This is a genomic window from Mesorhizobium sp. B2-8-5, from assembly GCF_006440675.2.
Classification (GTDB): domain Bacteria; phylum Pseudomonadota; class Alphaproteobacteria; order Rhizobiales; family Rhizobiaceae; genus Mesorhizobium.
This window is the reverse complement of record NZ_CP083951.1, coordinates 2,538,284-2,559,578: the sequence shown is the minus strand read 5'-3', so window position 1 is coordinate 2,559,578 and position 21,295 is coordinate 2,538,284. Positions and strand designations below refer to the sequence as shown.

Genomic DNA, 21,295 nt, shown 5'->3' with positions numbered 1-21,295 from the left:
ATGGCGGTGAATTGCCTTATGCAAAGCTCCGCAAGCGCCCCAGACTGTACTTGAGGGCACCCAATCGCCTAGTGTGTTGCGTATTGCTTCAGCGCTCTTCAGTCCAGGGTCAACCAATGGCAACGCCCCCACGCCGACCGACAAATCCGATGGCCGCCGCGGAAGCCGCCTTCAAGCCAGTCAAAAAACCGGCGCCCACGATTCGCGAGCCCGCCACCGCGCCAAACGTCAGAGAGCTTGTTTCGATCAGGATCGATCGAGCTGTGCTGGACCACTTCCAGGAAGATGGTCCCGGCTGGCAGGACAGGATCAACGACGCTCTAAGGCAAATTGTCGTCGGCAAGCCACCGGTTTAAGACCACCTCTGTGACAATCAAGGCAATCACCACCTTGCCTTGACCCTGCCAAAACCCTGCCGCATGGTCCGCCCGACAGACGACCGCAACCGGGAGACCCCAGTTTGAGCGAATATTTCCTGCTGCCGCTGGCCTCCCTGCCCTTCCCCAACATCGATCCGGTCATCGTCAACATCGGGCCGCTCGCGGTGCACTGGTACGGCGTCGGCTATATCGTCGGCATCCTGTTCGCCTGGTGGTACGCCAAGCGCCTCGTCACCAATTCTCGCCTCTGGCCGGACGGCCGCCTGCCGATGAAGCCCGAGGACCTCGACGACTTCATCGTCTGGGCGGCGATCGGCGTCGTGCTCGGCGGACGCACCGGGTACGTGCTCTTCTACGACCTGCCGCGCTACGTCGCGCATCCGCTCGACATCTTCGCGGTCTGGCAGGGCGGCATGTCGTTCCATGGCGGCCTGCTTGGCGTTATCCTCGCCATGACGCTGTTTTCGCTCAGGCGCCGCATCCACACCTGGACATTGTTCGATGTGGTGTCGGCCGGCGTGCCGGTTGGGTTGGGCCTGGTCCGTGTCGCGAACTTCATCAATTCGGAGCTCTGGGGCCGGCCTTCGGACGTGCCATGGGCGATCGAATTCCCCAATGGCGGGCCCTTCACTCGGCACCCTAGCCAGCTCTACGAGGCCTTGCTCGAAGGCCTGGTGCTGTTTCTGGTGCTGCGCTTCCTCACCCATTCGCGCCTCAAGCTGAAAACGCCGCGCTTCGTCGGCGGCGCCTTCATCTGCGGCTACGGCCTGTCGCGCATCTTCGTCGAGTTCTTCCGCGAGCCCGACCAGCAGCTCGGCTACCTGCTCGGCACCAACTGGCTGACCATGGGCATGATCCTGTCCACGCCGATGGTGCTCGCCGGCATCTGGGCCATGGTCACCGCAAAGCCGATGGCGCAACCGCAGACGGCATGACCCGGCTGAAGGAGCGCATCAAAGGCCTGATCGGCGCGACGGCGCCGATCCCGGTCAGCGAATATATGGCGCTCTGCCTGTTCGATCCCGACGCGGGCTACTACACCACGCGCGAGCCCTTCGGCGCCGCCGGCGACTTCATCACCGCGCCCGAGATCAGCCAGATGTTCGGCGAGCTCGCCGCGGTCTGGCTCTACCAGGCCTGGCAGGGCGCCGGCCGGCCATTGCCCGCGACCGTCGCCGAGATCGGTCCCGGCCGCGGCACCTTGATGAAGGACATGCTGCGCACCTGGTCGCAGCTCGACCCGGCACTTACCGGCAAGGTCTCGTTTGCCCTCATCGAGACCAGCCCGCGCCTTGTCGAAATCCAAAGAGAGACGCTTGCCGGCCAGGACGCAAAGCTGGACTGGCATCAGACCATCGACACGCTGCCGCGGCAGCCGCTGTTCATCGTCGGCAACGAACTCTTCGACGCAGTGCCGATCCGGCAGTTCGTGCATGTCGGCGAAAGCTGGCGCGAGCGCGTGGTCGGCCTCGACGACAATGACGAGCTGCGCTTCTTTGCCGGCGCGGGCTCGCTCGACCCCACGCTGTTGCCCGAAGATGCCTCCAACGCGCCCGAAGGCGCGATCGCCGAAGTGGCACCGGCCCGTGTAGCACTGATGTCGGCGATCGCGGCGCGCATCGCTGCCCAGGGCGGCGCGGGCCTCTTTATCGACTACGGCCATTTGCAGCCTGGCATCGGCGACACCTTGCAGGCCTTGCGCCGGCATCGGCGTGAAGACGTGCTGGCCGGCCCCGGCGAGGCCGATCTCACATCGCATGTCGATTTCGCCGCCCTTGCGACAGCGGTCCGTCCTCATGGGCTTCGTGTCGAGATGACGACACAGGGAGAATTCCTGCTTGGCATGGGCTTGATCGAGCGCGCCGGCGCGCTCGGTGCGAACGCTGATGAGCAAGCCCGTCAAGCCATCTCCGATGCGGTCGAACGCTTGGCCGGCCCCGACGCGATGGGCGAGCTTTTCAAGGTGATGAAGATCCTGCCGGCGACGAGAGCTGCTTGAGCCGGCGGGCGCGTCCTGCCGCCTGGCCCTCTTTGTCGTCCGAACTTCGCCTTGACGAAACCGCCTTGCACGGACGACAAACCCAACCATGCTGAATCAGACCAGACCAGATCCAGTACGCTCGCCGCTGCTTGAAAAGGCGCAAGGCATGCGCCACGGCTATTTCACCCGCATCGGCGGCGTCTCCGACGGCATCTATCGGGGGCTCAACATCGGCACGGGCTCCAGCGACGATCAGACACTGGTCGCCGAGAACCGGCGACGCGTTGCCGACTGGATGGGCGTGCCGGCCGATCACCTGTTGACAGCGCACCAGGTCCACTCGCCGGATGTCATTGTGGCCAGGGAACCCTTCGCGGGCCCTCGCCCGAAGGCCGATGCAATCGTCACCGACCGTCCGGGCATCGCCATCGGCGCCTCGACCGCCGATTGCGGGCCGGTGTTGTTTGCCGATGCCGAGGCGCGCATCATCGGCGCCGCCCATGCGGGCTGGAAAGGCGCCTTCACCGGCGTGCTCGAGAACACTATCCTTGCCATGGAAGGCCTCGGCGCCCGCCGCGAGCGCATCGTCGCCGTGCTCGGTCCTTCCATCGGCCCCGACAATTACGAGGTCGGGCCGGAATTCGTCGCCCGCTTCGTCGAGGCCGATGCCGACAACCCCCGCTATTTCAGGCCATCGACGACCGCCGGCCACTCGATGTTCGACCTCAACCAATATACGGTCGACCGGCTGCGCAAGGCCGGCGTGACCGCCGAGGGCCTTGGCCGCTGCACTTACGCGGAAGAAGACCTTTTCTATTCCTACCGGCGCACCACACACCGCAAGGAAGCGGATTACGGGCGCCAGGTTTCGGCAATCGTCCTGGAGAAAGAGTAATGGCGCTGCATTTCGAACGATCGGAATTCGACGCGCGGCGCGACCGGCTGCTGATCGAGATGGCCGAGAAGAAGCTCGACGCCGTGCTGTTGTTCGCGCAGGAGAGCATGTACTGGCTGACCGGCTACGACACGTTCGGCTTCTGCTTCTTCCAGTGCCTGGTGGTGAAGGCCGACGGTTCGATGGTGCTGCTCACCCGTTCGGCCGATCTCAGGCAGGCGCGCCATACCTCGACCATCGAAAACATCGTGCTGTGGACCGATCGTCAGGGCGCCAACCCGGCGATCGACCTGCGCAACCTGCTCAACGACCTCGATCTGCTCGGTGCCCGCATCGGCGTCGAATACGACACCCACGGCCTGACCGCCTATAACGGCCGGCGCCTCGACGAGCAATTGCAGACCTTCGGCCAGATCGCCGATGCTTCCGGCATCGTTGGCCGCCTGCGCCTGTTCAAGAGCCCGGCCGAAATCGCCAAGGCGGAAAAGGCCGCCAATCTTTCCGACGACGCGCTGGAAGCCGCCCTGCCCCTGATCAAGCAGGGCGGCGACGAAGGGCTCATCCTTGCCGCCATGCAGGGCGCGGTCTTTGCCGGCGGCGGCGACTATCCCGCCAACGAGTATATCATCGGCTCCGGCGCCGATGCCTTGCTCTGCCGCTACAAGGCCGGCCGCCGCAAGCTCACCAAGAACGACCAGCTGACGCTCGAATGGGCCGGCGTCTTCCACCACTATCATGCTCCCATGATGCGCACCGTGCTGACCGGCAAAGTGTCGAAACGTCACCAGGAATTGTTCGACGCTTCCCGTGCCGCCCTGCTCGCGGTCGAAAAGGCGATGACGCCGGGCAACACGTTCGGCGATGTCTTCGACGCGCATGCCCGCACGCTCGAAGCGCACAATCTGACCAAGCATCGGCTGAATGCCTGCGGCTATTCGGTCGGCGCCCGCTTCACGCCGTCTTGGATGGACATGCCGATGTTCTACCAGGGCAACACGGAACCGATCGCACCCAATATGACGCTGTTCGCGCATATGATCATCATGGACTCCGAGACCGAGAGCGCAATGACGCTTGGCCGCACCTACCTCACCACGGAATCGGCGCCGAAGCCGCTGTCGCGCCATGATCTCGACTTGATCGTGCAGTGAATCCATAATGGTTGGTTCACGCGGGGGCGTTCGCCAGTAGGGAGTTTTCAGGCAAATGAGACGATCGCGGGTGCCGACCGTGTCATTGCTTGCGGCGCTGGCGCTTGGCGCCTGCACCAACGCCAAGGACGTACTGGAACCTTCGGCCATCACCCCGACGGCGAGTTCGGCCCAGTCTTTGCCTGCCCCGCAGGGCTCATCGACAACGGCCACGTCTCCGACCACGACCGCGGCTGCTCCTTCGCCCGCGCCTTCCACCGCAGCGTCGCCCGCGACACGCGCAACGCCGGCACAGACCGCCGTCCTCGCCAGGACGCGGCTGCAAGTGGCGCCGATCGTCGGCGCCACGGTGGAGGCCGCGGCGCCCTTGACGGCGGAACTGCAGACCCGAGCCCGGCAGCGCGGCCTGACGCTCGTCGGCAGCACGGACCAGACGGCTACGCATGTGCTGAAAGGCTATTTTTCGACGATGTCCGAGGGCAAGGACACGACCGTGATCTATGTCTGGGACATCTACGACCCCTCCGGCAATCGCCTGCACCGCATCAATGGCCTGCAGAAGGCGCCTGCGGCCGGCAGCGGCGAGGGCTGGCCCACGGTGGCGCCCGCGACCATGCAGGCCATAGCCGACCAGACGATCGACCAGTTCGCCGCCTGGCTCGGCGGCGGCGCCGGTTGACCGAACTGTTGCCGGCCAAACTGTTGCCGGCCAAACTGTTGCCGGCTTGCGATGTTTTCCGTGTTTGTTGCGGTCGCCGGAAGGATTCCCCACAACGAGGCTTGCAATACCGGCCCGGCCCGCTAAAAGCCCGCATAAAAGGCTTATGAGAGTCTCTCCGGCCTCTCCATCCTTCACCAGGAACGGTGCATGAAGCTTTTCGCGGGCAATTCCAACCGGGTGCTGGCCGAAGCGGTCGCTCGCTATCTCAACATCCCGCTGGGGAAGGCCAGCGTCAGGCGCTTCGCCGACCAGGAAATCTTCGTCGAGATCCAGGAAAACGTGCGCGGCGAGGATGTCTTCATCCTGCAGTCGACCTCTTATCCGACCAATGACCATCTGATGGAACTGCTCATCATGATGGACGCCTTCATGCGCTCCTCGGCACGACGCATCACGGCGGTCATCCCCTATTTCGGCTATGCGCGGCAGGACCGCCGCGCCTCCGGCCGCACGCCGATCTCGGCGAAGCTGGTCGCCAACATGATCACCCGCGCCGGCGCCGACCGCGTGCTGACGCTCGATTTGCATGCCGGCCAGATCCAGGGTTTCTTCGATATCCCGACCGACAATCTGTTCTCGGTGCCGGTGATGGCCCGCGACGTGAAAGCCAAGTACAAGCAGCTCGGCAACGTCGTCGTCGTGTCGCCCGACATCGGCGGCGTGGTGCGGGCGCGCGCGCTGGCCAAGCGTTTCGACGCGCAACTCGCCATCGTCGACAAACGCCGCGAGCGCCCTGGCGAATCGGAAGTCATGAACATCATCGGCGCCGTCGCCGGCAAGGACTGCCTGCTGATCGACGACATCGTCGATTCCGGCGGCACGCTTTGCAACGCGGCCGACGCGCTGCTCGCCAATGGCGCGACCTCCGTCACCGCCTACATCACCCACGGCGTGCTCTCCGGCGGCGCCGTTGCCCGCATCGCCGGATCGAAGCTGCAGGAACTGGTGATCACCGATTCCATCCAGCCGACGCAGGGCGTACTCGACGCGCCGAATATCCGTGTCATTTCGATCGCCGACCTGATGGGCGAAGCGATCTCGCGCACGGCCACGGAAGAATCGGTGTCGAGCCTGTTCGATTAATCAAAACTGGTCGCCGCGGGCGCATAGCGCAGCAGCGTCACCCCTTGCGCAAGGCGCTCCGTGCCGAGCGGCTTCAACGCCAGCGACAGGCCGGACCGGAAATATGGCTTGCCGCCGCCCAGCACGACCGGATGCACGTAAAGCCGGTACTCGTCGATCAGCGCGGCACGCGCAAAATACCCGGCAAGCTCGGCGCCAGCGACGGAAATCTCGCCATCTGTATCCGTCTTGAGGGTCCTTGCCACCGCCTCCGCGTCAGCCTTCACCAGCCGGGCATTCGGCCCGACCTCCTGAAGCGTGGTCGAAAACACGACCTTCGGCGTCTCTCGCCAGGCGCGGGCAAAATCCCGCTCGACGTCTTCAGCGGCGATCCCGCGCTCCGGGCTGTCCCAGAAGCGCATGGTTTCATACATCCTGCGCCCGCAAAGCGCGATCGATGTCCGTCGCATCTCGTCGTTGAAATGCCGATGCAATTCTTCCTCGGGAACCGGCAGGTCGATGTCTCCGCTCGGCCCGGCGATGTAGCCATCCAGCGATGTCAGCATGGCATAGACGATCGTCGCCACTAGGCTTCCTCCGATTTTGCCTCCAGCAAAAAGAGCACAACTGATTGCAATTCGCAATCAGTATTTGGAAAATAGAACCTGTGCTGAGAACGGGCGAACCGCTCAATACCGCGGGCGCTGCTTCACGCGGCGATCGGACCGCCTGTGCGGCGCTGGTTCTCACCGGCATCGCGCGCGCCACGCATATAGCCGCGCGGCGAAGCGCCGAGCATGCGCTTGAACATGGTGATGAAGGCCGGCACGCTGTCATAGCCGAGATCGAGCGCCACCCTGGTGATCGGCTCGCCGTCGGCAAGCCTCGGCAGCGCCGCGAACAGGCAGGCCTGCTGGCGCCAAGTCGACAGCGACAGCCCGGTCTGGCGGTGGAAGGCGCGGGTGAACGACCGGCGGCTCATGCCCGCGGCATCCGCCCATTCGTCGATAGTCGCATGCGGTGAAGGGGCTGCCACGAAGCGCCGGCAAAGCGCCGCGAGCTTCGGATCGGACGGGAAAGGCAGGCCGAGCGGCCGTTCCGGCAGGCTCGGGATCTCGTGCAGCAAAAGTCCCATGACGAGCGCGGCACGCCCTTCGAGCTCGCCGCCCTGGGGCAGCTTCTCCGATTCGACGATCAGGCTGTGCATCAGCTCGGTGATGCCGACGACGCGCAAGCCTTCCGGCAGGCCGGCAATAGCGTCCGGCATCACATAGACCGAGCGCATCGAGACGTCGCCGAGCATCTCGACGGCGTGCTCGGTGCCGGCCGGTATCCACATCGCATGGTCGGGCGGCACCATCCAGCGTCCGTGCCTGGTCGTCACCAGGACCACGCCAACCAGCGCGTGCAGCAGCTGGCTGCGGCTGTGGCGGTGCTGCGGCACGCGATAGCCGTCCGGATATTCGGTCGGCAGCGCGACCGCCGGCCCGACGGCCTGTTCCAGCCATTGCCAGCGGCTTTCATGCAGCCGGCCGAGCTCGGCGGCGTCGCCTCTGAATATCTCCCGGCTATTTGGCATCGGATGTGGCCCACTTGCGAAACTATTGGACCAAACCACGAAAGAAGTCGCTTGGCAACAGGCCTATAAGGCCGCCTGCGGTTCGCCGCCTAGAGCATGATCCCGAAAAGTGGGAACCGGTTTTCGGACAAGATCATGCTCCAACAAGACTACGGAGCATTGCCTTGACTGATACGACCGCCACCTCCGTCGCCGCACCGGCGCCGGCAAGCAACATCTCGGCGCAGGCGACGGCCTTCACCGTCATTCTTGCGGTGAGCTTCTGCCACTGTGTCAACGACATCATGCAGTCGCTGCTTTCGGCGATCTATCCGCTGCTCAAGGACAATTACGGTCTCGATTTCTGGCAGATTGGCCTTCTGACCTTCACCTTCCAGGTGACGGCCTCGCTGTTGCAGCCGGTGATCGGCATGATCACCGACAAGAAGCCAATGCCCTACTCCTTGCCCTGGGGCATGGCCTCGTCGCTGGTCGGCCTGGTGGTGCTCGCCCATGCCGGCCATTACTGGCTGCTCCTGATCGGCGCCTCGCTGATCGGCATCGGCTCGGCGATCTTCCATCCGGAATCCTCGCGCATCGCCCGCTTTGCATCTGGCGGCCGCTTCGGCCTTGCGCAATCGCTGTTCCAGGTGGGCGGCAATTTCGGCCAGGCCATGGGCCCGCTGCTCGCCGCCTTCATCGTCGTGCCGTTCGGGCAGACCAGCATCTCCTGGTTCGCCGTCGGCTCGCTGATCGGCATCGTCGTCTTGTGGCAGGTCGGCGGCTGGTACAGCCGTCTGCGCGCCTCGCTGGCCACCCGCAAGCAGGCCGCCCATGTCTCGCCCTTCGCGCGCAAGAAGGTGATGTGGGCGCTGGCCGTGCTGACGCTGCTGGTGCTGACCAAGAACGCCTATATCGCCTCGCTCTCCAGCTACTACACCTTCTACGCCATGCATAAGTTCGGCGTTTCGGTGCAGATGAGCCAAGTGATGCTGTTCCTGTTCCTCGGCGCCTCGGCGCTGGGCATCCTGCTCGGCGGTCCGTTCGGCGACCGCTATGGACAGAAGGCGATGATCTGGTTCTCGATCGTCGGCGTGCTGCCCTTCACGCTGGCGCTGCCCTACGCCAATCTGGAATGGACGATGGTGCTCACCGTGCTGATCGGCCTGATCCTGTCGTCGGCCTTCTCCAACATCGTCGTTTTCGCGCAGGAACTGGTCCCGGGGCGCGTCGGCATGATCGCCGGCATCTTCTTCGGCTTCGCCTTTGGCATGGGCGGCATCGCCGCCGCGGTGCTCGGCGTCGTCGCCGACATGAAGGGCATCGACTTCGTCTACCAGATCTGCTCGTACCTGCCCTTCCTCGGCCTGCTGACCGTGTTTCTGCCCGACATGAAGGAAGCGCGGAAGGCCTGAGCCGGCGAGATCGGCGGCCAAGCCGCCGTTCAGCCTATAATCGCCGCCGGGTTTGAGACCTTGAAGGTCCCGGATCCGGTGGGCATCTCATGGTGCAGCGCTTGCATTGCCCAAAACGCAGGTTCTTTTCTCGGCGCCCTTGCGCACGAGATCAGCTCTTTCCGATCAAACCCAGGCGCCGCAGAAGGCCGCGAAGAAAGCGGCCTCGGCCATTGGCCGGGTTCGCCGTCGCCTGGCGTTGCCGCCTCGGCAGCGCTGCGAACTGCTCGGAAAGCCGCCGAAGCGTCGAAGTCCAAAGCAGCGTATCGAGCTGCGCGATATCCGCCGATTTCAGCTCCTCCGGTTCGCTTCTGAGCGCCTGCGCCAGCAGATCCCGGAAGTCATCCGGCCTGTCGGCCAGCCGGACATTCCGCCAATGCTTGAATTGCTCGTAGCCGCGCAACGCGAAAGTCGTCGCCACGACGGGCTTGCGATTGTACAGCGCTTCCGCGGTCTTGATGTTCGTGCCGCCGCCCTCAAGGATCGGAAGCATCACGACATCGGCAAGCTCGATCAGCGCGCTGAGGGTCGCGCCGTCCTGCACGCCGAGCAGCTCGATCCGTGCTTTGTCGGCGCCACCGTGCCGCGGGAATCCGGGATCGTTGCGTATCTGGTCGGCAACGTCGCCGACCACCACGATCCGCTCCGAGGCTGAAAGGAAACCGAGGTCCGGGCCCGTCATCTGGAGAAAACCGCGGGCGTTGGGCGGATGGCCCGAGCCGACGAACAGCGCCGTGCGCAGGCCGGCGAACCGCGACGCCCAACGATCGAGGCCGATAGGCATTTCCCGCGGCCAAATGCCGTTGGCGGCGACCACCACGCTTGGATTGAGCTTGCGGAAATAGGTTGCATCCTGCTCGCTGACGGCGACGATCAGGTCTGCCTTTGCGGCAAGATCGGGCTCGATGTCCGCCGCGCGTTGAGCACTCCAGAGGTCCATTTCCGCGCCGGCGATCATGGCCTCTTGCGCCAGCATTTCCTGTTCGACGTTGTGCGAACTGTACACGATTGAAAAGCGTGCCTCGGGCGAGCACGTTTCAACATACTCGCGCAAGGCCGGCCAAAGCCAGCACTGCTCCAGGGCGATGACATCCGGCCTGAAGCCATCGAGAAATCTTGCGATTTCGCGGCGATGGGACTTGCTGCCTGCGATGAATTCAGCGGCGGCGACATCGGAACGCCATTCGCGCCGGGCCATCTTCTTGCGAAAGCTGCGTGGCATCTCGATGAAAAGATCGCCGGCCTCCATTTCCCGCCTGGCGCCGCGGTTGGGAGTGACCACGACATGGCGTGTTTCCCATCCGCAATCCCGCAAGACCCTGTGGATGGCATTCACCCTCAACTGACCGCCATGGACCGGCCGCTGGATCGGAAACGTCCCAAGCGAAACATACCTCATCGGATCGATGTGATGGCCAAGCCGCCGGCATGAAGTGGCCGTCTCAACGTCGCAATCATTCTCTGGCCCCCAATTTAAGCGGGACACTACCATTGGACGCCCAGTCTGGACATTATGTTGGTGGATGGATGCCAGGTGCGCCCAAGATAAACCGGCGATTGCAAAGGTGAGAGCATCAACTCGTGTCTAAGGGGAAAGAAGCATTTGACGTCGAGCAACGGTCGAGATCCTTCCAAGTTGCGAATCCTGACGCTTCTGGCGCGCCATGGCACCGCCAGATATCCCACCGCGCTGCAGGATTTGAAGGCGATGTTTGCCGCGCAAATGCCCGACGTGGCGCACCACACGCTTGTGATCGACAATTGCCTGCCGGAAGGTCGGAGCGTCCAGCTTGATCGCGAAGTCGAATTGATCGGGGGCTCCAACTCCAGCTGGGAATTCTCCGCCTGGGACAGCGGCATTGCCCACATCGGCAAACGGGTGAATGACTATGACCTGGTCCATCTCGCTACGTCTGCATTCGCCGAATACACGCCGGACCATCTCAAGCTGATCGACCAGGACGTCGTGCGGCATCTGTCGGGCTTGAATGCGGTGCTCGGCCATATCGATTTCTTCAATGAGCCCGTGTCGATGTTTGGAATTCCCTCGCAGGCTTGGCTCCGAAGCTCGTTCATCCTGATGCGGCCCAGGCATTTGCAGGCGCTTGGATCGATGGTCGGCGTGACCGATGGCGCGCCGATTTTCAGCGGGAATCCGCTTTCGCCCTTCCGGGAAGACGCGCCGGTCTCGCGCCCCTATAGACAGCTGTTGGTTGGATGGCTTACCGGAGCCGGTACCGGGCAAGGGCCTGGATGGCACTCCCGGTTCGATCTCACGGACGAAACGCTGCCTCTTTTCGAGAGCAAGGCAAGGGCGATCCTCAACGAGCAGATGCTGACGAACCGATTGCTCGCAATCGGCAGCGCAATCGTCGATGTCACCTGGCTCGCGCGAAAGGCCAAGGCTGCAGACAGCATATCCTTCGGCGACATCCCCGATTGGCGAGCGCAACTGCGGCCGAGAGTGGGGCGCAAATTCGCGCGCCTCCTCGGTAAACCCGGTCGGGGACGACAGCCCTAGAGCATGATCTCGAAAAGTGGGAACCGGTTTTCGGAGAAAGATCATGCTCCAACAACGAGTTAGATCGAGACGGCGATTCAACGAAACGCCATCACGATCTAGCAGAAAGCAGCAGGCACGATTTCGAGCTTCATCCTCCCTGCAGCACCCGCCAGAGGGCGGGTGCTTTCGTGTTTCCGGCAAGCAGGCTCAGGCCTTGAAGAACGCCAGCAGGTCGGCGTTGATGACATCCGCATGGGTCGTTGCCATGCCGTGCGGGAAACCCTTGTAGACCTTGAGCTCGCCCTTCTTGAGCAGCTTGACCGAAAGCAGCGCGGAGTCCGCGATCGGGACGATCTGGTCGTCGTCGCCATGCATGACCAGCACCGGCACGTCGATCTTCTTCAGGTCCTCGGTGAAGTCGGTCTCCGAGAACGCCTTGATGCAGTCGTAATGCGCCTTGGCGCCACCCATCATGCCCTGGCGCCACCAATTGTCGACGACGCCTTCGGAAACCCGGGCGCCGGGACGGTTGAAGCCGTAGAACGGGCCGGCCGGCACGTCGTGGAAGAACTGTGCCCGGTTGGCCGCCAGCGCCGCGCGGAAACCGTCGAACACTTCGATCGGCAGGCCGCCGGGATTGGCCGGCGTCTTCAACATGATCGGCGGCACCGCGCCGATCAGCACGGCCTTGGCGACGCGGCCTCCGCCGCCATATTGCGCGACATAGCGCGCCACCTCGCCACCGCCCGTCGAATGACCGACATGGATGGCGTCCTTGAGGCCGAGATGCGCGGTGAGCGCGGCCACGTCGGCAGCATAGGTGTCCATCTCGTTGCCGGCATCGGTCTGGCTCGAACGGCCATGGCCGCGTCGGTCATGGGCGACGACGCGGTAACCCTGTGCCAGGAAGAACAGCATCTGGACGTCCCAGTCGTCGCTGCTCAGCGGCCAGCCATGGTGGAAGACGACAGGCTGGCCAGTCCCCCAATCCTTGTAGAAGATCTGCGTTCCGTCCTTGGTGGTGATCGTGCCGCTGCCCGAACCCGACTTGGTCTGCGAGGTCATCTCAATCTCCTTTTATCGATGTCACGATAAACAATATCGCGATAACTATCTCGTAACGGAGGTCGGGAACCTTGTCCATGAAATTATTTATCGCGATATCATTTTCCGTGGTATGCAATAGATGCTCAGTCGGCAAAAGGAATGCGCCGTGCCTCTCCCGTTGGACAATCAGCTCTGCTTCACGCTCTACGCCACTAGCTTGGCGATCAACCGCACCTACAAGCCCATGCTGGACGAGATGGGGATCACCTATCCGCAATATCTCGTGCTCAATGCGCTGGGAGAGACGGACGGCATGTCGGTGGGCAGCATCGCGCATCGGCTCGCCCTCGAATCGAGCACCATCACGCCGCTGGTGAAGCGAATGGAGCAGGCTGGGCTTGTCACCCGCCAGCGCAGCCAGACGGACGAGCGCCAGGTGCAGGTCGACCTGACCCCCGGCGGACGAGCCTTGCTCGTCCAATGCAATTGCCTGAACGAGACGCTGATCGAGCGGTCAGGCATGAAACTGGCTGAACTCGATGCCTTGAACCGGCAAATCCAGGCGTTGCGCGACGCGCTGAACGGCGGCCTTGCGGTCGACGCCGTCTGAGATGTGCTGAACAAGAGAGCGGGCGCGACCGGACAAGCTTGCGTCCCGGGCGCCTTGGACGGGCTCAGGGGATGCCGGTCACGCCTCTATCTTGACCGGCGGCAGTTGCGGTGCCTCCAGCCCCTGGAATGGGTCGCGCCAGGCGTCGATCGCCTCCAGCCGGCCGTACCACCGCCGGATCGCCGGGTAGTCGGCGAGCGGCAATCCGGCGACGTCGTTGAAAGGCAGGAACGTCGCCATGCGGAAGTCGGCATAGGAGATGGAATTGCCGACCAGCCACTCGCGTCCCGAAAGCTCGGGCTCGAGGATCGCCGCGGCTCCATGGAATTGCCTCAGCCCCTCCTCGACCAGCGCCTGGTCGATAGGACCGAGCCCATAGCGCTGCTTGGTCCCGCGCTCGAAATGCACCATATCGCAGGCGAAAGCGAACCGTTCCTTGCCCCAGCTGATCCAGCGGATCATGTCCGGCTCGTCGTCGCCACTGCGCCAGAAATCCGAGCGAACCTCGCGCGAAAGCCGGCAGGCGATGGCGTCGGCCTCCCACAGGCTCCATCCTGATCCCACCAGTATGGGCAATGTCAGATTGGGGTTGAGCGCGCGATGGCGTTCGGCCTGCCCCGGCGCCATGGGCGATGCGAACTCGAACGCGATCTTAGCCTTGAGATGGCGCGCCGTCGCGACCGCGAGGCGAGGATTGGGATTGCGACTGAACAGCAGTTTCATAGTTGGTCCTCTTGGGATGGTTACATGCCGCAGGACGACCGAGAACCGCCCGCTCCTACATTCGCGCAAATCGGATTTCCGGCTTATGCTTTCGGTGCTGGAACCCGCCCCCGCAAGCCTTCCAGCCCAACCGCTTGCGCCTCTCGCCGCCTTCCGCTATAGAGCCGCCACCCGCGTAGACACCCTTGGAGGCAACGCGGAGGAAGGCCGGCCAGGCCTCGCATGATCCCCAGACGCATTTGGATCGCCAAACGCATCGGACAGATCGTGCAAGGCCGCGACGGCTTTCGACGTTTACGGGCGGATTTGCCGGCCGTGGACGCTCCACAACATGCGAAAGGAAGTGCCATGAGCCACGATGCTTATGAGCTGAAAGCCGAAGCGCGCGAACAGGTCGGTAAGGGGTCCGCCCGTGCAGTTCGTCGCAACGGTAAAGTGCCTGCAGTGATTTACGGCGACAAGCAGCCTCCCCTGGCGATTGCGCTGAACTACAAGGACCTCTTCTACAAGATCCACGGCGGCGGGTTCCTGACCACGATCGCCACGATCGATGTCGACGGCAAGAAGATCCAGGTCCTGCCGAAGGATTTCCAGCTCGATCCGGTCAAGGATTTTCCTGTCCATGTCGACTTCCTGCGCATCGGCAAGGACACCGAGGTCAATGTCGACGTGCCTGTCCACTTCATCAATGAGGACAAGTCGCCCGGCATCAAGCGCGGCGGCGTGCTCAACATCGTTCGTCCCGAAGTCGAGTTCCACTGCCCGGCCAACGCGATCCCGGAATTCATCACCATCGATCTCACCGGCACCGACATCGGCGATTCGATCCACATCTCGGCGGTCAAGCTGCCGGCCGGCGTCAAGCCGGTCATCTCCGATCGCGACTTCACCATCGCGACCGTTGCCGGCTCGTCGGCGATGAAGCCGGAGACGGAAGCGACCACCGAGGCGGCTGCGGAAGAGACGGCGGCTCCGGCGGCCGAAGAGAAGTAATTCTCCAGGCCGGATGATTTCATCCGGCTCTAGATCAAAGAAATAGAGCATGATGTTTTCCGAAAACCGCTTCACACTTTTCGGCATCATGCTCTAGTCCGGAGGCGGCGATGCTTGTCTTTGCAGGCCTCGGCAATCCGGGCGCGAAATACGAAAACAACCGGCACAATGTCGGCTTCATGGCGGCGGACGCGATTGCCCGCCGCCATTCCTTTTCGCCCTGGTCGCGAAAATTCCAGGGCCTGATCTGCGAAGGCACGCTCGGCGGCGAGAAGGTGCTGCTGATCAAGCCGCGGACCTTCATGAATCTGTCCGGACAGTCGGTCGGCGAAGCGATGCGCTTCTACAAGCTCGAACCGGCCGCCCTCACCGTGTTCTACGACGAGATCGACCTTGCCGCCGGCAAGCTCCGGGTCAAGGTCGGCGGCGGCTCCGGCGGCCACAACGGCATTCGTTCGCTCGACCAGCATGTCGGCAACGCCTATCGCCGGGTGCGCATCGGCGTCGGCCATCCCGGCGTCAAGGAGATGGTGCACGGCCATGTGCTCGGCGATTTCGCCAAGGCCGATCGCGAATGGCTCGACGTCCTGCTCGACGCCATCGCCGACGACGCCGGTCTGCTGGCCAAGGGTGACGACAGCTCGTTCATGAACCGCGTCACGCTGGCGCTCCGCGACAAGCTTGTGCCGACCGGCGATGACGACCGCCCGCCGCCCAAGCCGCCGAAGCAGCAAAGCCATGTCCGCCAGGCGCGCCCGCAGCAGCCGGCGGCAAAACTTCCCGAAAGCGGCCCGATGGCCGCCATGCTGAAGAAGCTGTTCGGAAAAGGCTAAAGCGCGTCGCGTCGAAACGGATTCACGCGACGCGCTTAGGTCGTTGCTTGATGCATGTCGTTGTCGCAAAACCGAGGTCACCTTTGCGCGACATGCATTAAATCATCGGGCCGCTCCCCATCGGATCGGCAGGAGCCGCCGATCGCGGAGAACGGCGCCGCCTCGAACTACATGGCGCCGACGGCCATGCCCTTGGTCGTCTCGTCGATCGCATCCCTGACCAGTGCGATGGCCTTGAGACGATGACCGCCCTTGTCGGGAATGGCGACCTGAAGCTGGTTGAGCGCCGTTTCCAGGGCTGCAAGCGCCCGGCTCATATGCGGCTGGCCGGCGGCTTCGGCTTCAGTGGCGGCAAGCGCTGTCGCGCCAACGGCGACTGCGGCGCCCGCAACTCCAAGCGCCACGATGTTGCGTAGACTGTCACGACGGGACAGATTGAAATCGGCCATGTCAGAATTTCCTTTGCTCGAGACTTTTATCGTCCATGCGACCGGGCCAAGCTAGCGTCAAATTGCGACGCCCGCGCTAAACGAACCCCTGATCAAGCCGCTTGCAAACCGCACGCCCAGGCACTGGCGACGCCGGCTGCCGTCTTCGAAGGGCTTGACGTTCGTCACCCCTATCGCCCATAGCCCTCACCAAAATCGAATTCCGACAGGACTGGACGAACATGGGTTTCAAATGTGGCATCGTTGGCTTGCCCAACGTCGGCAAGTCGACGCTGTTCAATGCGCTGACCAGGACGGCCGCCGCGCAGGCCGCCAACTATCCTTTCTGCACCATTGAGCCGAACACCGGCGAGGTGGCGGTGCCTGACCCGCGCCTGCAGAAGATCGCGGCGATCGGCAAGTCGAAGGAGATCATCCCGACCCGCATCTCCTTCGTCGACATCGCCGGCCTGGTGCGCGGCGCCTCCAAGGGCGAAGGGCTGGGCAACCAGTTCCTCGCCAACATCCGCGAGGTTGACGCCATCGTGCACGTGCTGCGCTGCTTCGAGGATGACGACATCACCCATGTCGAAGGCCGCATCGACCCTGTCGCCGACGCCGAGACGGTCGAGACCGAGCTGATGCTCGCCGATCTCGAAAGCCTCGAGCGCCGCATCGCCCAGATCCGCAAGCGCGCCGCCGGCAAGGACAAGGAAGCCATGGCCGTCCTGCCCATGATGGAGGCCGCGCTCGAGCTTCTGCAGGCCGGCAAGCCGACGCGCTTCCTGCTCCACGGCATCGCCGCGGAGGACCTGCGCATCCTGCAGGGGCTGAACCTGCTCACCTCGCATCCCGTTCTCTATGTCTGCAACGTCTCCGAGGCGGACGCCGCCACCGGCAACGAGCACACCAGGGCGGTGGAGAAGATGGCGGCCGCGCAAGGCGCCGGCACGGTGGTGATCTCGGCGGCGATCGAGGCGGAAGTCGCCCAGCTTTCCGACGAGGAGGAAATGGAGTTCCTTGCCTCGATCGGCCTCGACGAGCCCGGCCTCAACAAGGTGATCCGCGCCGGCTACGAGCTCCTGCATCTGATCACCTATTTCACCGTCGGACCGAAGGAGACGCGCGCCTGGACGATCCACAAGGGCGATAAGGCGCCGCAGGCGGCCGGCGTCATCCACACCGACTTCGAACGCGGCTTCATCCGCGCCCAGACGATCGCCTACAACGACTTCGTCACGCTGGGCGGCGAAGTAGCCGCCAAGGAAGCCGGCAAGGCGCGCGACGAAGGCAAGGAATATGTCGTCCAGGACGGCGACATCATGCTGTTCAAGTTCAACACCTGATCTCCAGGGAGACCCGGCGATGATAAAAACCTTCGTCGTCGACAATGATCGCCTGCGCCTCACCGAGGATCTTGCGGCCGATGGCGACAGGGTCGTCTGGGCCGATCTCTTCAACCCGACCAAGGAGGAAGAGGCGCGCATCGAGAGCTGGCTGGGCATTGCCATTCCGACCCGCGAGGAGATGGAAGAGATCGAGATTTCGAGCCGCCTCTATATCGAGGATGGCGGCTACTTCATGACCGCCGTGCTACCGGCGCAGACCGAGGCCGACGATCCTTTGATGTCGCCGGTAACCTTCGCGCTCGCAGGCAAGAGGCTGATCACCGTCCGCTACCATGAGCCCAAGGCCTTCAAGACTTTCCCGCAGCGCGCCGAAAAGGTGGCGACCGGCTGCACCAGCGGCGACACCATCCTGATCGGGCTTCTCGAGGCGATCGTCGATCGCCTGGCCGACATCCTCGAGCGCGCCGGCCGCGAGGTCGAAACAATCTCGCGCGACATTTTCGAGGCACGCTCGACCAAGGCCTCGAAGCGCAACCGCGATTTCCAGGAGCTCCTGAAAGGCATCGGCCGCAAGGAGGACATCGCCTCCTCGGTCCGCGACAGCCTGATCTCGCTGCAGCGCCTTGCCGGCTTTCTCGCTCATGTCGCTGACCAGACCAAGATGAGCAAGGATGTGCGCGCCCGCATCAAGACGCTGTCGCGCGACGTGCTCTCGCTCGCCGACCATGCGACTTTCCTGTCGCAGAAGATCTCCTTCCTGCTCGATGCCACGCTCGGCATGATCTCGATCGAGCAGAACGCCATCATCAAGATCTTCTCGGTCGCCGCCGTCATCTTCCTGCCGCCGACGCTGGTCGCCTCGATCTACGGCATGAACTTCGACATCATCCCCGAGCTCAAATGGGAGTTCGGCTACCCCTTCGCCATCGCCCTGATGGTGGTCTCGGCCATCCTGCCCTTCTGGTATTTCCGCCGCCGCGGCTGGCTCTGACGGGGTTGGCCGGCGACGGCTGGCTTACCAGAAATCACTTGACCAAATTGACTAGGACCTTCATCCGGGAAGGCCCGACTTTGGGGACCACGCGTTGTCAACCGGATTGTCAGCATGACCGGAAAGACCTGGGCCTATGAGGACTTCGTCGAGGGCGCCTCGCTCGACCTCGGCAGCAAGGACGTGAGTGCCGCCGAAATCATCGAATTCGCCAGCGAGTTCGACCCGCAGCCGATGCATCTCGATGAGGAAGCTGGCAAGGCGAGCATCCTCGGCGGGCTTTCGGCTTCGGGCTGGCATACCTGCGCGATGTTCATGCGCATGCTGTGCGACGCTTTCCTGCTCGATTCGACCTCTCAAGGCTCGCCCGGCATCGAGCATGTGAAATGGAAGAAGCCGGTGCTGGCCGGCGACAGGCTTACCGGCACGCTCACCATACTTTCCAAGCGCCAGTCGAAATCGAGGCCGCAGCTCGGCTTGATCACCATGCGCAGCGAGCTCGTCAACCAGCGCGGCGAAAGCGTCTTCGAGCTGGAGAACACCGGCATGTTCCTCGCGCGTGATGCCGCGAGGGACCTGTCATGACTTTGGACGAGTATTTCCTGATCGGCGAAACCGTCACCCTCGGCGCGCATAAATTCGAAGCCGACGAGATCAAGGCGTTCGCCAGAAAATACGATCCGCAGATCTTCCACGTCGATGAAGAGGCGGCGAAGAAGAGCGTGCTTGGCGGGCTCTGCGCCTCGGGCTGGCACACCGCCGCCACCTGGATGAAATACAACCTGGAAAAGCGCATGGAGACCGAGGGCGTGCGCTGGACCGGCCCCGGCCCGCAGCCCGAATTCGGCCCCTCGCCCGGCTTCCGTAACCTGAAATGGCTGAAGCCGGTCTACGCCGGCGAGACCGTGACTTTCACGCGCATCGCGCAGGCGCACCGTCCGCTCGCCGGACGCCCGGGCTGGAACTTGCTGACGCTGCGTTCGGAAGGTTTCGATTCGACCGGCGACAAGGTGATCGAATTCGACAGCGCCGTGCTGGTGAAGGTGGGATAGTGAGTAGTGAGTAGTCACTATTCACTATTCACTATTCACTATTCACTACTTCCTAATGCCCCTCGAACCCGATCAGCGTCCTCACCGGCACGCCGAGCGCTTCCAGCTTCTTGCGCCCACCGAGGTCCGGCAGGTCGATGACGAAGCAGGCCGCGACGATGTCGGCGCCGATTTGCCTGAGCAGCTTCACCGCGGCTTCCGCCGTGCCGCCGGTGGCGATCAGGTCGTCGACGATTATCACCTTCTCTCCTGGCGAGACGCCGTCCTTGTGCATCTCCATCTCGTCCAGCCCGTATTCGAGACTGTAGGCCACGCGCACCGTCTCATAAGGCAGCTTGCCTTTCTTGCGGATGGGCACGAAGCCCGCCGAAAGCTGGTGCGCCACCGCGCCGCCCAGGATGAAGCCGCGCGCCTCGATGCCGGCGATCTTGTCGATCTTCAGCCCGGCATAGGGATGGACCAGCTCGTCGATGGCGCGGCGAAAGGCACGCGCGTCACCCAGCAGCGTGGTGATGTCGCGAAACAGGATGCCGGGCCTGGGATAATCCGGAATGGTGCGGATGGCCGCAAGCAGCGTGTCTTCGAGGGAGGATTTCATGGGCGGTTGATCCGTTGCCGCACAGTTTTGCCGACAAGCGGCCGAAAAGAAAAGGGCGCCATTCGGCGCCCTTGCATTTTTCTGGAAGCAAGGCGCCTCAGTGCGCCACGTCGGCCCACACCCTGCGCTTGGTCATATAGACCAATGCGCCGAAGAGCAGCAGGAAGATCATGACGCGGAAACCGGTCTTCTTGCGGTCCTCCAGATGCGGCTCGGCGGCAAACATCAGGAAGGCCGAGACGTCGCGGGCATACTGGTCGACCGTCTGCGGCGAGCCGTCGTCATAGGTCACCTGACCGTCCGAGAGCGGCTTCGGCATCTTCAGCGACAAGCCGGACAGGAAGTACGGATTGTAGTGCGTGCCTTCCGGGATCACCATGCCGGCCGGCGGCGTCTGATCGTAGCCGGTGAGCAGCGAGTGGATGTAGTCCGGGCCGCCCTGCGCGTACTGCGTGAAGATATCGAAGATGAAGCGCGGGAAGCCGCGCTCGACGCCGCGCGCCTTGGCGAGCAGCGACATGTCCGGCGGGGCGGCGCCGCCATTGGCGGAGGCCGCGGCCTGCTCGTTCGGGAACGGCGCCGGGAAGTGGTCCGACGGCTTGCCGGGACGGTCGAACATGTCGCCGGCGTCGTTCGGGCCGTCATGGATGGTGTATTCGGCGGCCAGCGTCTTGATCTGCGCTTCCGAATAGCCGAGCCCTTCCAGCGTGCGGAAGGCCACCAGGTTCATCGAGTGGCAGGCCGAGCAGACTTCCTTGTAGACCTTCAGGCCGCGCTGCAGCTGCGCCTTGTCATAGGTGCCGAACGGACCGGCGAAGCTCCAGCTCATTTCCTTCGGTTCGTTGATCGGGAAATGCGTCGGAGCGGCCGCGTTGTGTTCCTCTTCGGCGGCGATGGCAGCGGTGCCCGCGACCACCAGGCCAAGCAGCGCCAGCGAGGTGAGAATCTTCTTCATACCCAAAATCC

The 21,295-nt window shown here is 63.5% G+C and carries 24 protein-coding genes; 16 read left to right on the top strand and 8 right to left on the bottom strand.

All coding sequences use genetic code 11. From position 1 onward, the window contains the following. Positions 1-116 precede the first annotated feature (116 nt). From FJ430_RS12500 to FJ430_RS12470, 7 genes are all read left to right on the top strand, one after another. Positions 117-356: a BrnA antitoxin family protein gene (locus tag FJ430_RS12500; protein ID WP_140703892.1), complete on the top strand. Its 240-nt coding sequence runs from the start codon at positions 117-119 to the stop codon at positions 354-356. Positions 357-460: 104 nt separating this feature from the next. Beyond that, positions 461-1,315: a prolipoprotein diacylglyceryl transferase gene (lgt, locus tag FJ430_RS12495; protein ID WP_140703894.1), complete on the top strand. Its 855-nt coding sequence runs from the start codon at positions 461-463 to the stop codon at positions 1,313-1,315. Next, a complete protein-coding gene (locus tag FJ430_RS12490; protein ID WP_140703896.1) occupies positions 1,312-2,379 on the top strand; it encodes a class I SAM-dependent methyltransferase in 1,068 nt (355 codons plus the stop codon). Before lgt ends, FJ430_RS12490 begins: the two co-directional genes overlap by 4 nt. A gap of 88 nt (positions 2,380-2,467) precedes the next feature. After that, complete coding sequence (gene pgeF, locus FJ430_RS12485; protein ID WP_140703898.1) at positions 2,468-3,256, top strand: peptidoglycan editing factor PgeF; 789 nt, start codon at positions 2,468-2,470, stop codon at positions 3,254-3,256. Then, positions 3,256-4,407, top strand: coding sequence for a M24 family metallopeptidase (locus FJ430_RS12480; RefSeq protein ID WP_140703900.1), 1,152 nt, complete (start codon positions 3,256-3,258; stop codon positions 4,405-4,407). Before pgeF ends, FJ430_RS12480 begins: the two co-directional genes overlap by 1 nt. 55 nt (positions 4,408-4,462) lie before the next feature. Further along, on the top strand, positions 4,463-5,086 hold the full coding sequence (locus tag FJ430_RS12475; protein WP_140703902.1) for a hypothetical protein: 624 nt from the start codon (positions 4,463-4,465) through the stop codon (positions 5,084-5,086). Positions 5,087-5,275: 189 nt separating this feature from the next. Then, positions 5,276-6,211 (top strand): ribose-phosphate pyrophosphokinase, encoded by a 936-nt coding sequence (locus FJ430_RS12470; RefSeq protein ID WP_126059768.1) that lies wholly within the window; start codon positions 5,276-5,278, stop codon positions 6,209-6,211. Here the strand turns inward: FJ430_RS12470 and FJ430_RS12465 are convergent. Next, entirely contained in the window at positions 6,208-6,777 is a 570-nt protein-coding gene (locus FJ430_RS12465; protein ID WP_140703904.1) for a dihydrofolate reductase family protein, read from the bottom strand. The genes FJ430_RS12470 and FJ430_RS12465 overlap by 4 nt on opposite strands. A gap of 122 nt (positions 6,778-6,899) precedes the next feature. After that, positions 6,900-7,769, bottom strand: coding sequence for an AraC family transcriptional regulator (locus tag FJ430_RS12460; RefSeq protein ID WP_140703906.1), 870 nt, complete (start codon positions 7,767-7,769; stop codon positions 6,900-6,902). Positions 7,770-7,933: 164 nt separating this feature from the next. Here FJ430_RS12460 and FJ430_RS12455 point away from each other — a divergent pair, with 164 nt between their 5' ends. After that, positions 7,934-9,163 carry an MFS transporter gene (locus FJ430_RS12455; RefSeq protein WP_181166801.1) on the top strand — a complete coding sequence of 410 codons (1,230 nt, stop codon included), beginning with the start codon at positions 7,934-7,936 and terminating at the stop codon, positions 9,161-9,163. Positions 9,164-9,314: 151 nt separating this feature from the next. Here the strand turns inward: FJ430_RS12455 and FJ430_RS12450 are convergent, their stop codons facing one another. Then, entirely contained in the window at positions 9,315-10,484 is a 1,170-nt protein-coding gene (locus tag FJ430_RS12450) for a glycosyltransferase (RefSeq protein ID WP_413467845.1), read from the bottom strand. A gap of 354 nt (positions 10,485-10,838) precedes the next feature. Here FJ430_RS12450 and FJ430_RS12445 point away from each other — a divergent pair, with 354 nt between their 5' ends. Then, positions 10,839-11,723 carry a hypothetical protein gene (locus tag FJ430_RS12445; protein WP_140703910.1) on the top strand — a complete coding sequence of 295 codons (885 nt, stop codon included), beginning with the start codon at positions 10,839-10,841 and terminating at the stop codon, positions 11,721-11,723. 189 nt (positions 11,724-11,912) lie between these two features. Here the strand turns inward: FJ430_RS12445 and FJ430_RS12440 are convergent, their stop codons facing one another. Next, the gene (locus FJ430_RS12440) at positions 11,913-12,770 is read right to left on the bottom strand and encodes an alpha/beta fold hydrolase (RefSeq protein ID WP_140703912.1); all 858 of its coding nucleotides are present in this window, start codon (positions 12,768-12,770) and stop codon (positions 11,913-11,915) included. A gap of 148 nt (positions 12,771-12,918) precedes the next feature. Here FJ430_RS12440 and FJ430_RS12435 point away from each other — a divergent pair, with 148 nt between their 5' ends. After that, a complete protein-coding gene (locus tag FJ430_RS12435) occupies positions 12,919-13,362 on the top strand; it encodes a MarR family winged helix-turn-helix transcriptional regulator (protein WP_140645769.1) in 444 nt (147 codons plus the stop codon). A 78-nt stretch (positions 13,363-13,440) separates the two neighbouring features. Here the strand turns inward: FJ430_RS12435 and FJ430_RS12430 are convergent, their stop codons facing one another. Continuing rightward, a complete protein-coding gene (locus FJ430_RS12430) occupies positions 13,441-14,085 on the bottom strand; it encodes a glutathione S-transferase family protein (RefSeq protein WP_140703914.1) in 645 nt (214 codons plus the stop codon). Between the two features lie 348 nt (positions 14,086-14,433). On the opposite strand from FJ430_RS12430, the gene FJ430_RS12425 reads away from it, so the two are divergent. Then, positions 14,434-15,078 carry a 50S ribosomal protein L25/general stress protein Ctc gene (locus tag FJ430_RS12425; RefSeq protein ID WP_140703916.1) on the top strand — a complete coding sequence of 215 codons (645 nt, stop codon included), beginning with the start codon at positions 14,434-14,436 and terminating at the stop codon, positions 15,076-15,078. A 110-nt stretch (positions 15,079-15,188) separates the two neighbouring features. Further along, positions 15,189-15,911 (top strand): aminoacyl-tRNA hydrolase, encoded by a 723-nt coding sequence (gene pth, locus FJ430_RS12420; RefSeq protein ID WP_140703918.1) that lies wholly within the window; start codon positions 15,189-15,191, stop codon positions 15,909-15,911. A 167-nt stretch (positions 15,912-16,078) separates the two neighbouring features. On the opposite strand, the gene FJ430_RS12415 is transcribed toward pth, so the two are convergent. Then, complete coding sequence (locus tag FJ430_RS12415; protein WP_140645765.1) at positions 16,079-16,360, bottom strand: hypothetical protein; 282 nt, start codon at positions 16,358-16,360, stop codon at positions 16,079-16,081. A 221-nt stretch (positions 16,361-16,581) separates the two neighbouring features. Between FJ430_RS12415 and ychF the strand changes: the two genes are divergently transcribed. The 4 genes from ychF to FJ430_RS12395 all read left to right on the top strand — a co-directional run bounded on the left by ychF (position 16,582) and on the right by FJ430_RS12395 (position 19,731). Further along, complete coding sequence (gene ychF / locus FJ430_RS12410; protein WP_140703920.1) at positions 16,582-17,685, top strand: redox-regulated ATPase YchF; 1,104 nt, start codon at positions 16,582-16,584, stop codon at positions 17,683-17,685. A 19-nt stretch (positions 17,686-17,704) separates the two neighbouring features. Beyond that, positions 17,705-18,679 carry a magnesium/cobalt transporter CorA gene (corA, locus tag FJ430_RS12405; protein ID WP_140653356.1) on the top strand — a complete coding sequence of 325 codons (975 nt, stop codon included), beginning with the start codon at positions 17,705-17,707 and terminating at the stop codon, positions 18,677-18,679. Between the two features lie 114 nt (positions 18,680-18,793). After that, the gene (locus FJ430_RS12400) at positions 18,794-19,264 is read left to right on the top strand and encodes a MaoC family dehydratase (RefSeq protein WP_140653354.1); all 471 of its coding nucleotides are present in this window, start codon (positions 18,794-18,796) and stop codon (positions 19,262-19,264) included. Further along, positions 19,261-19,731 (top strand): MaoC family dehydratase, encoded by a 471-nt coding sequence (locus FJ430_RS12395; protein ID WP_140703922.1) that lies wholly within the window; start codon positions 19,261-19,263, stop codon positions 19,729-19,731. Before FJ430_RS12400 ends, FJ430_RS12395 begins: the two co-directional genes overlap by 4 nt. 52 nt (positions 19,732-19,783) lie before the next feature. On the opposite strand, the gene FJ430_RS12390 is transcribed toward FJ430_RS12395, so the two are convergent. Continuing rightward, on the bottom strand, positions 19,784-20,329 hold the full coding sequence (locus FJ430_RS12390; protein WP_140645760.1) for an adenine phosphoribosyltransferase: 546 nt from the start codon (positions 20,327-20,329) through the stop codon (positions 19,784-19,786). Between the two features lie 97 nt (positions 20,330-20,426). After that, positions 20,427-21,284 carry a cytochrome c1 gene (locus FJ430_RS12385; protein ID WP_140645759.1) on the bottom strand — a complete coding sequence of 286 codons (858 nt, stop codon included), beginning with the start codon at positions 21,282-21,284 and terminating at the stop codon, positions 20,427-20,429. Positions 21,285-21,295: the final 11 nt, after the last annotated feature.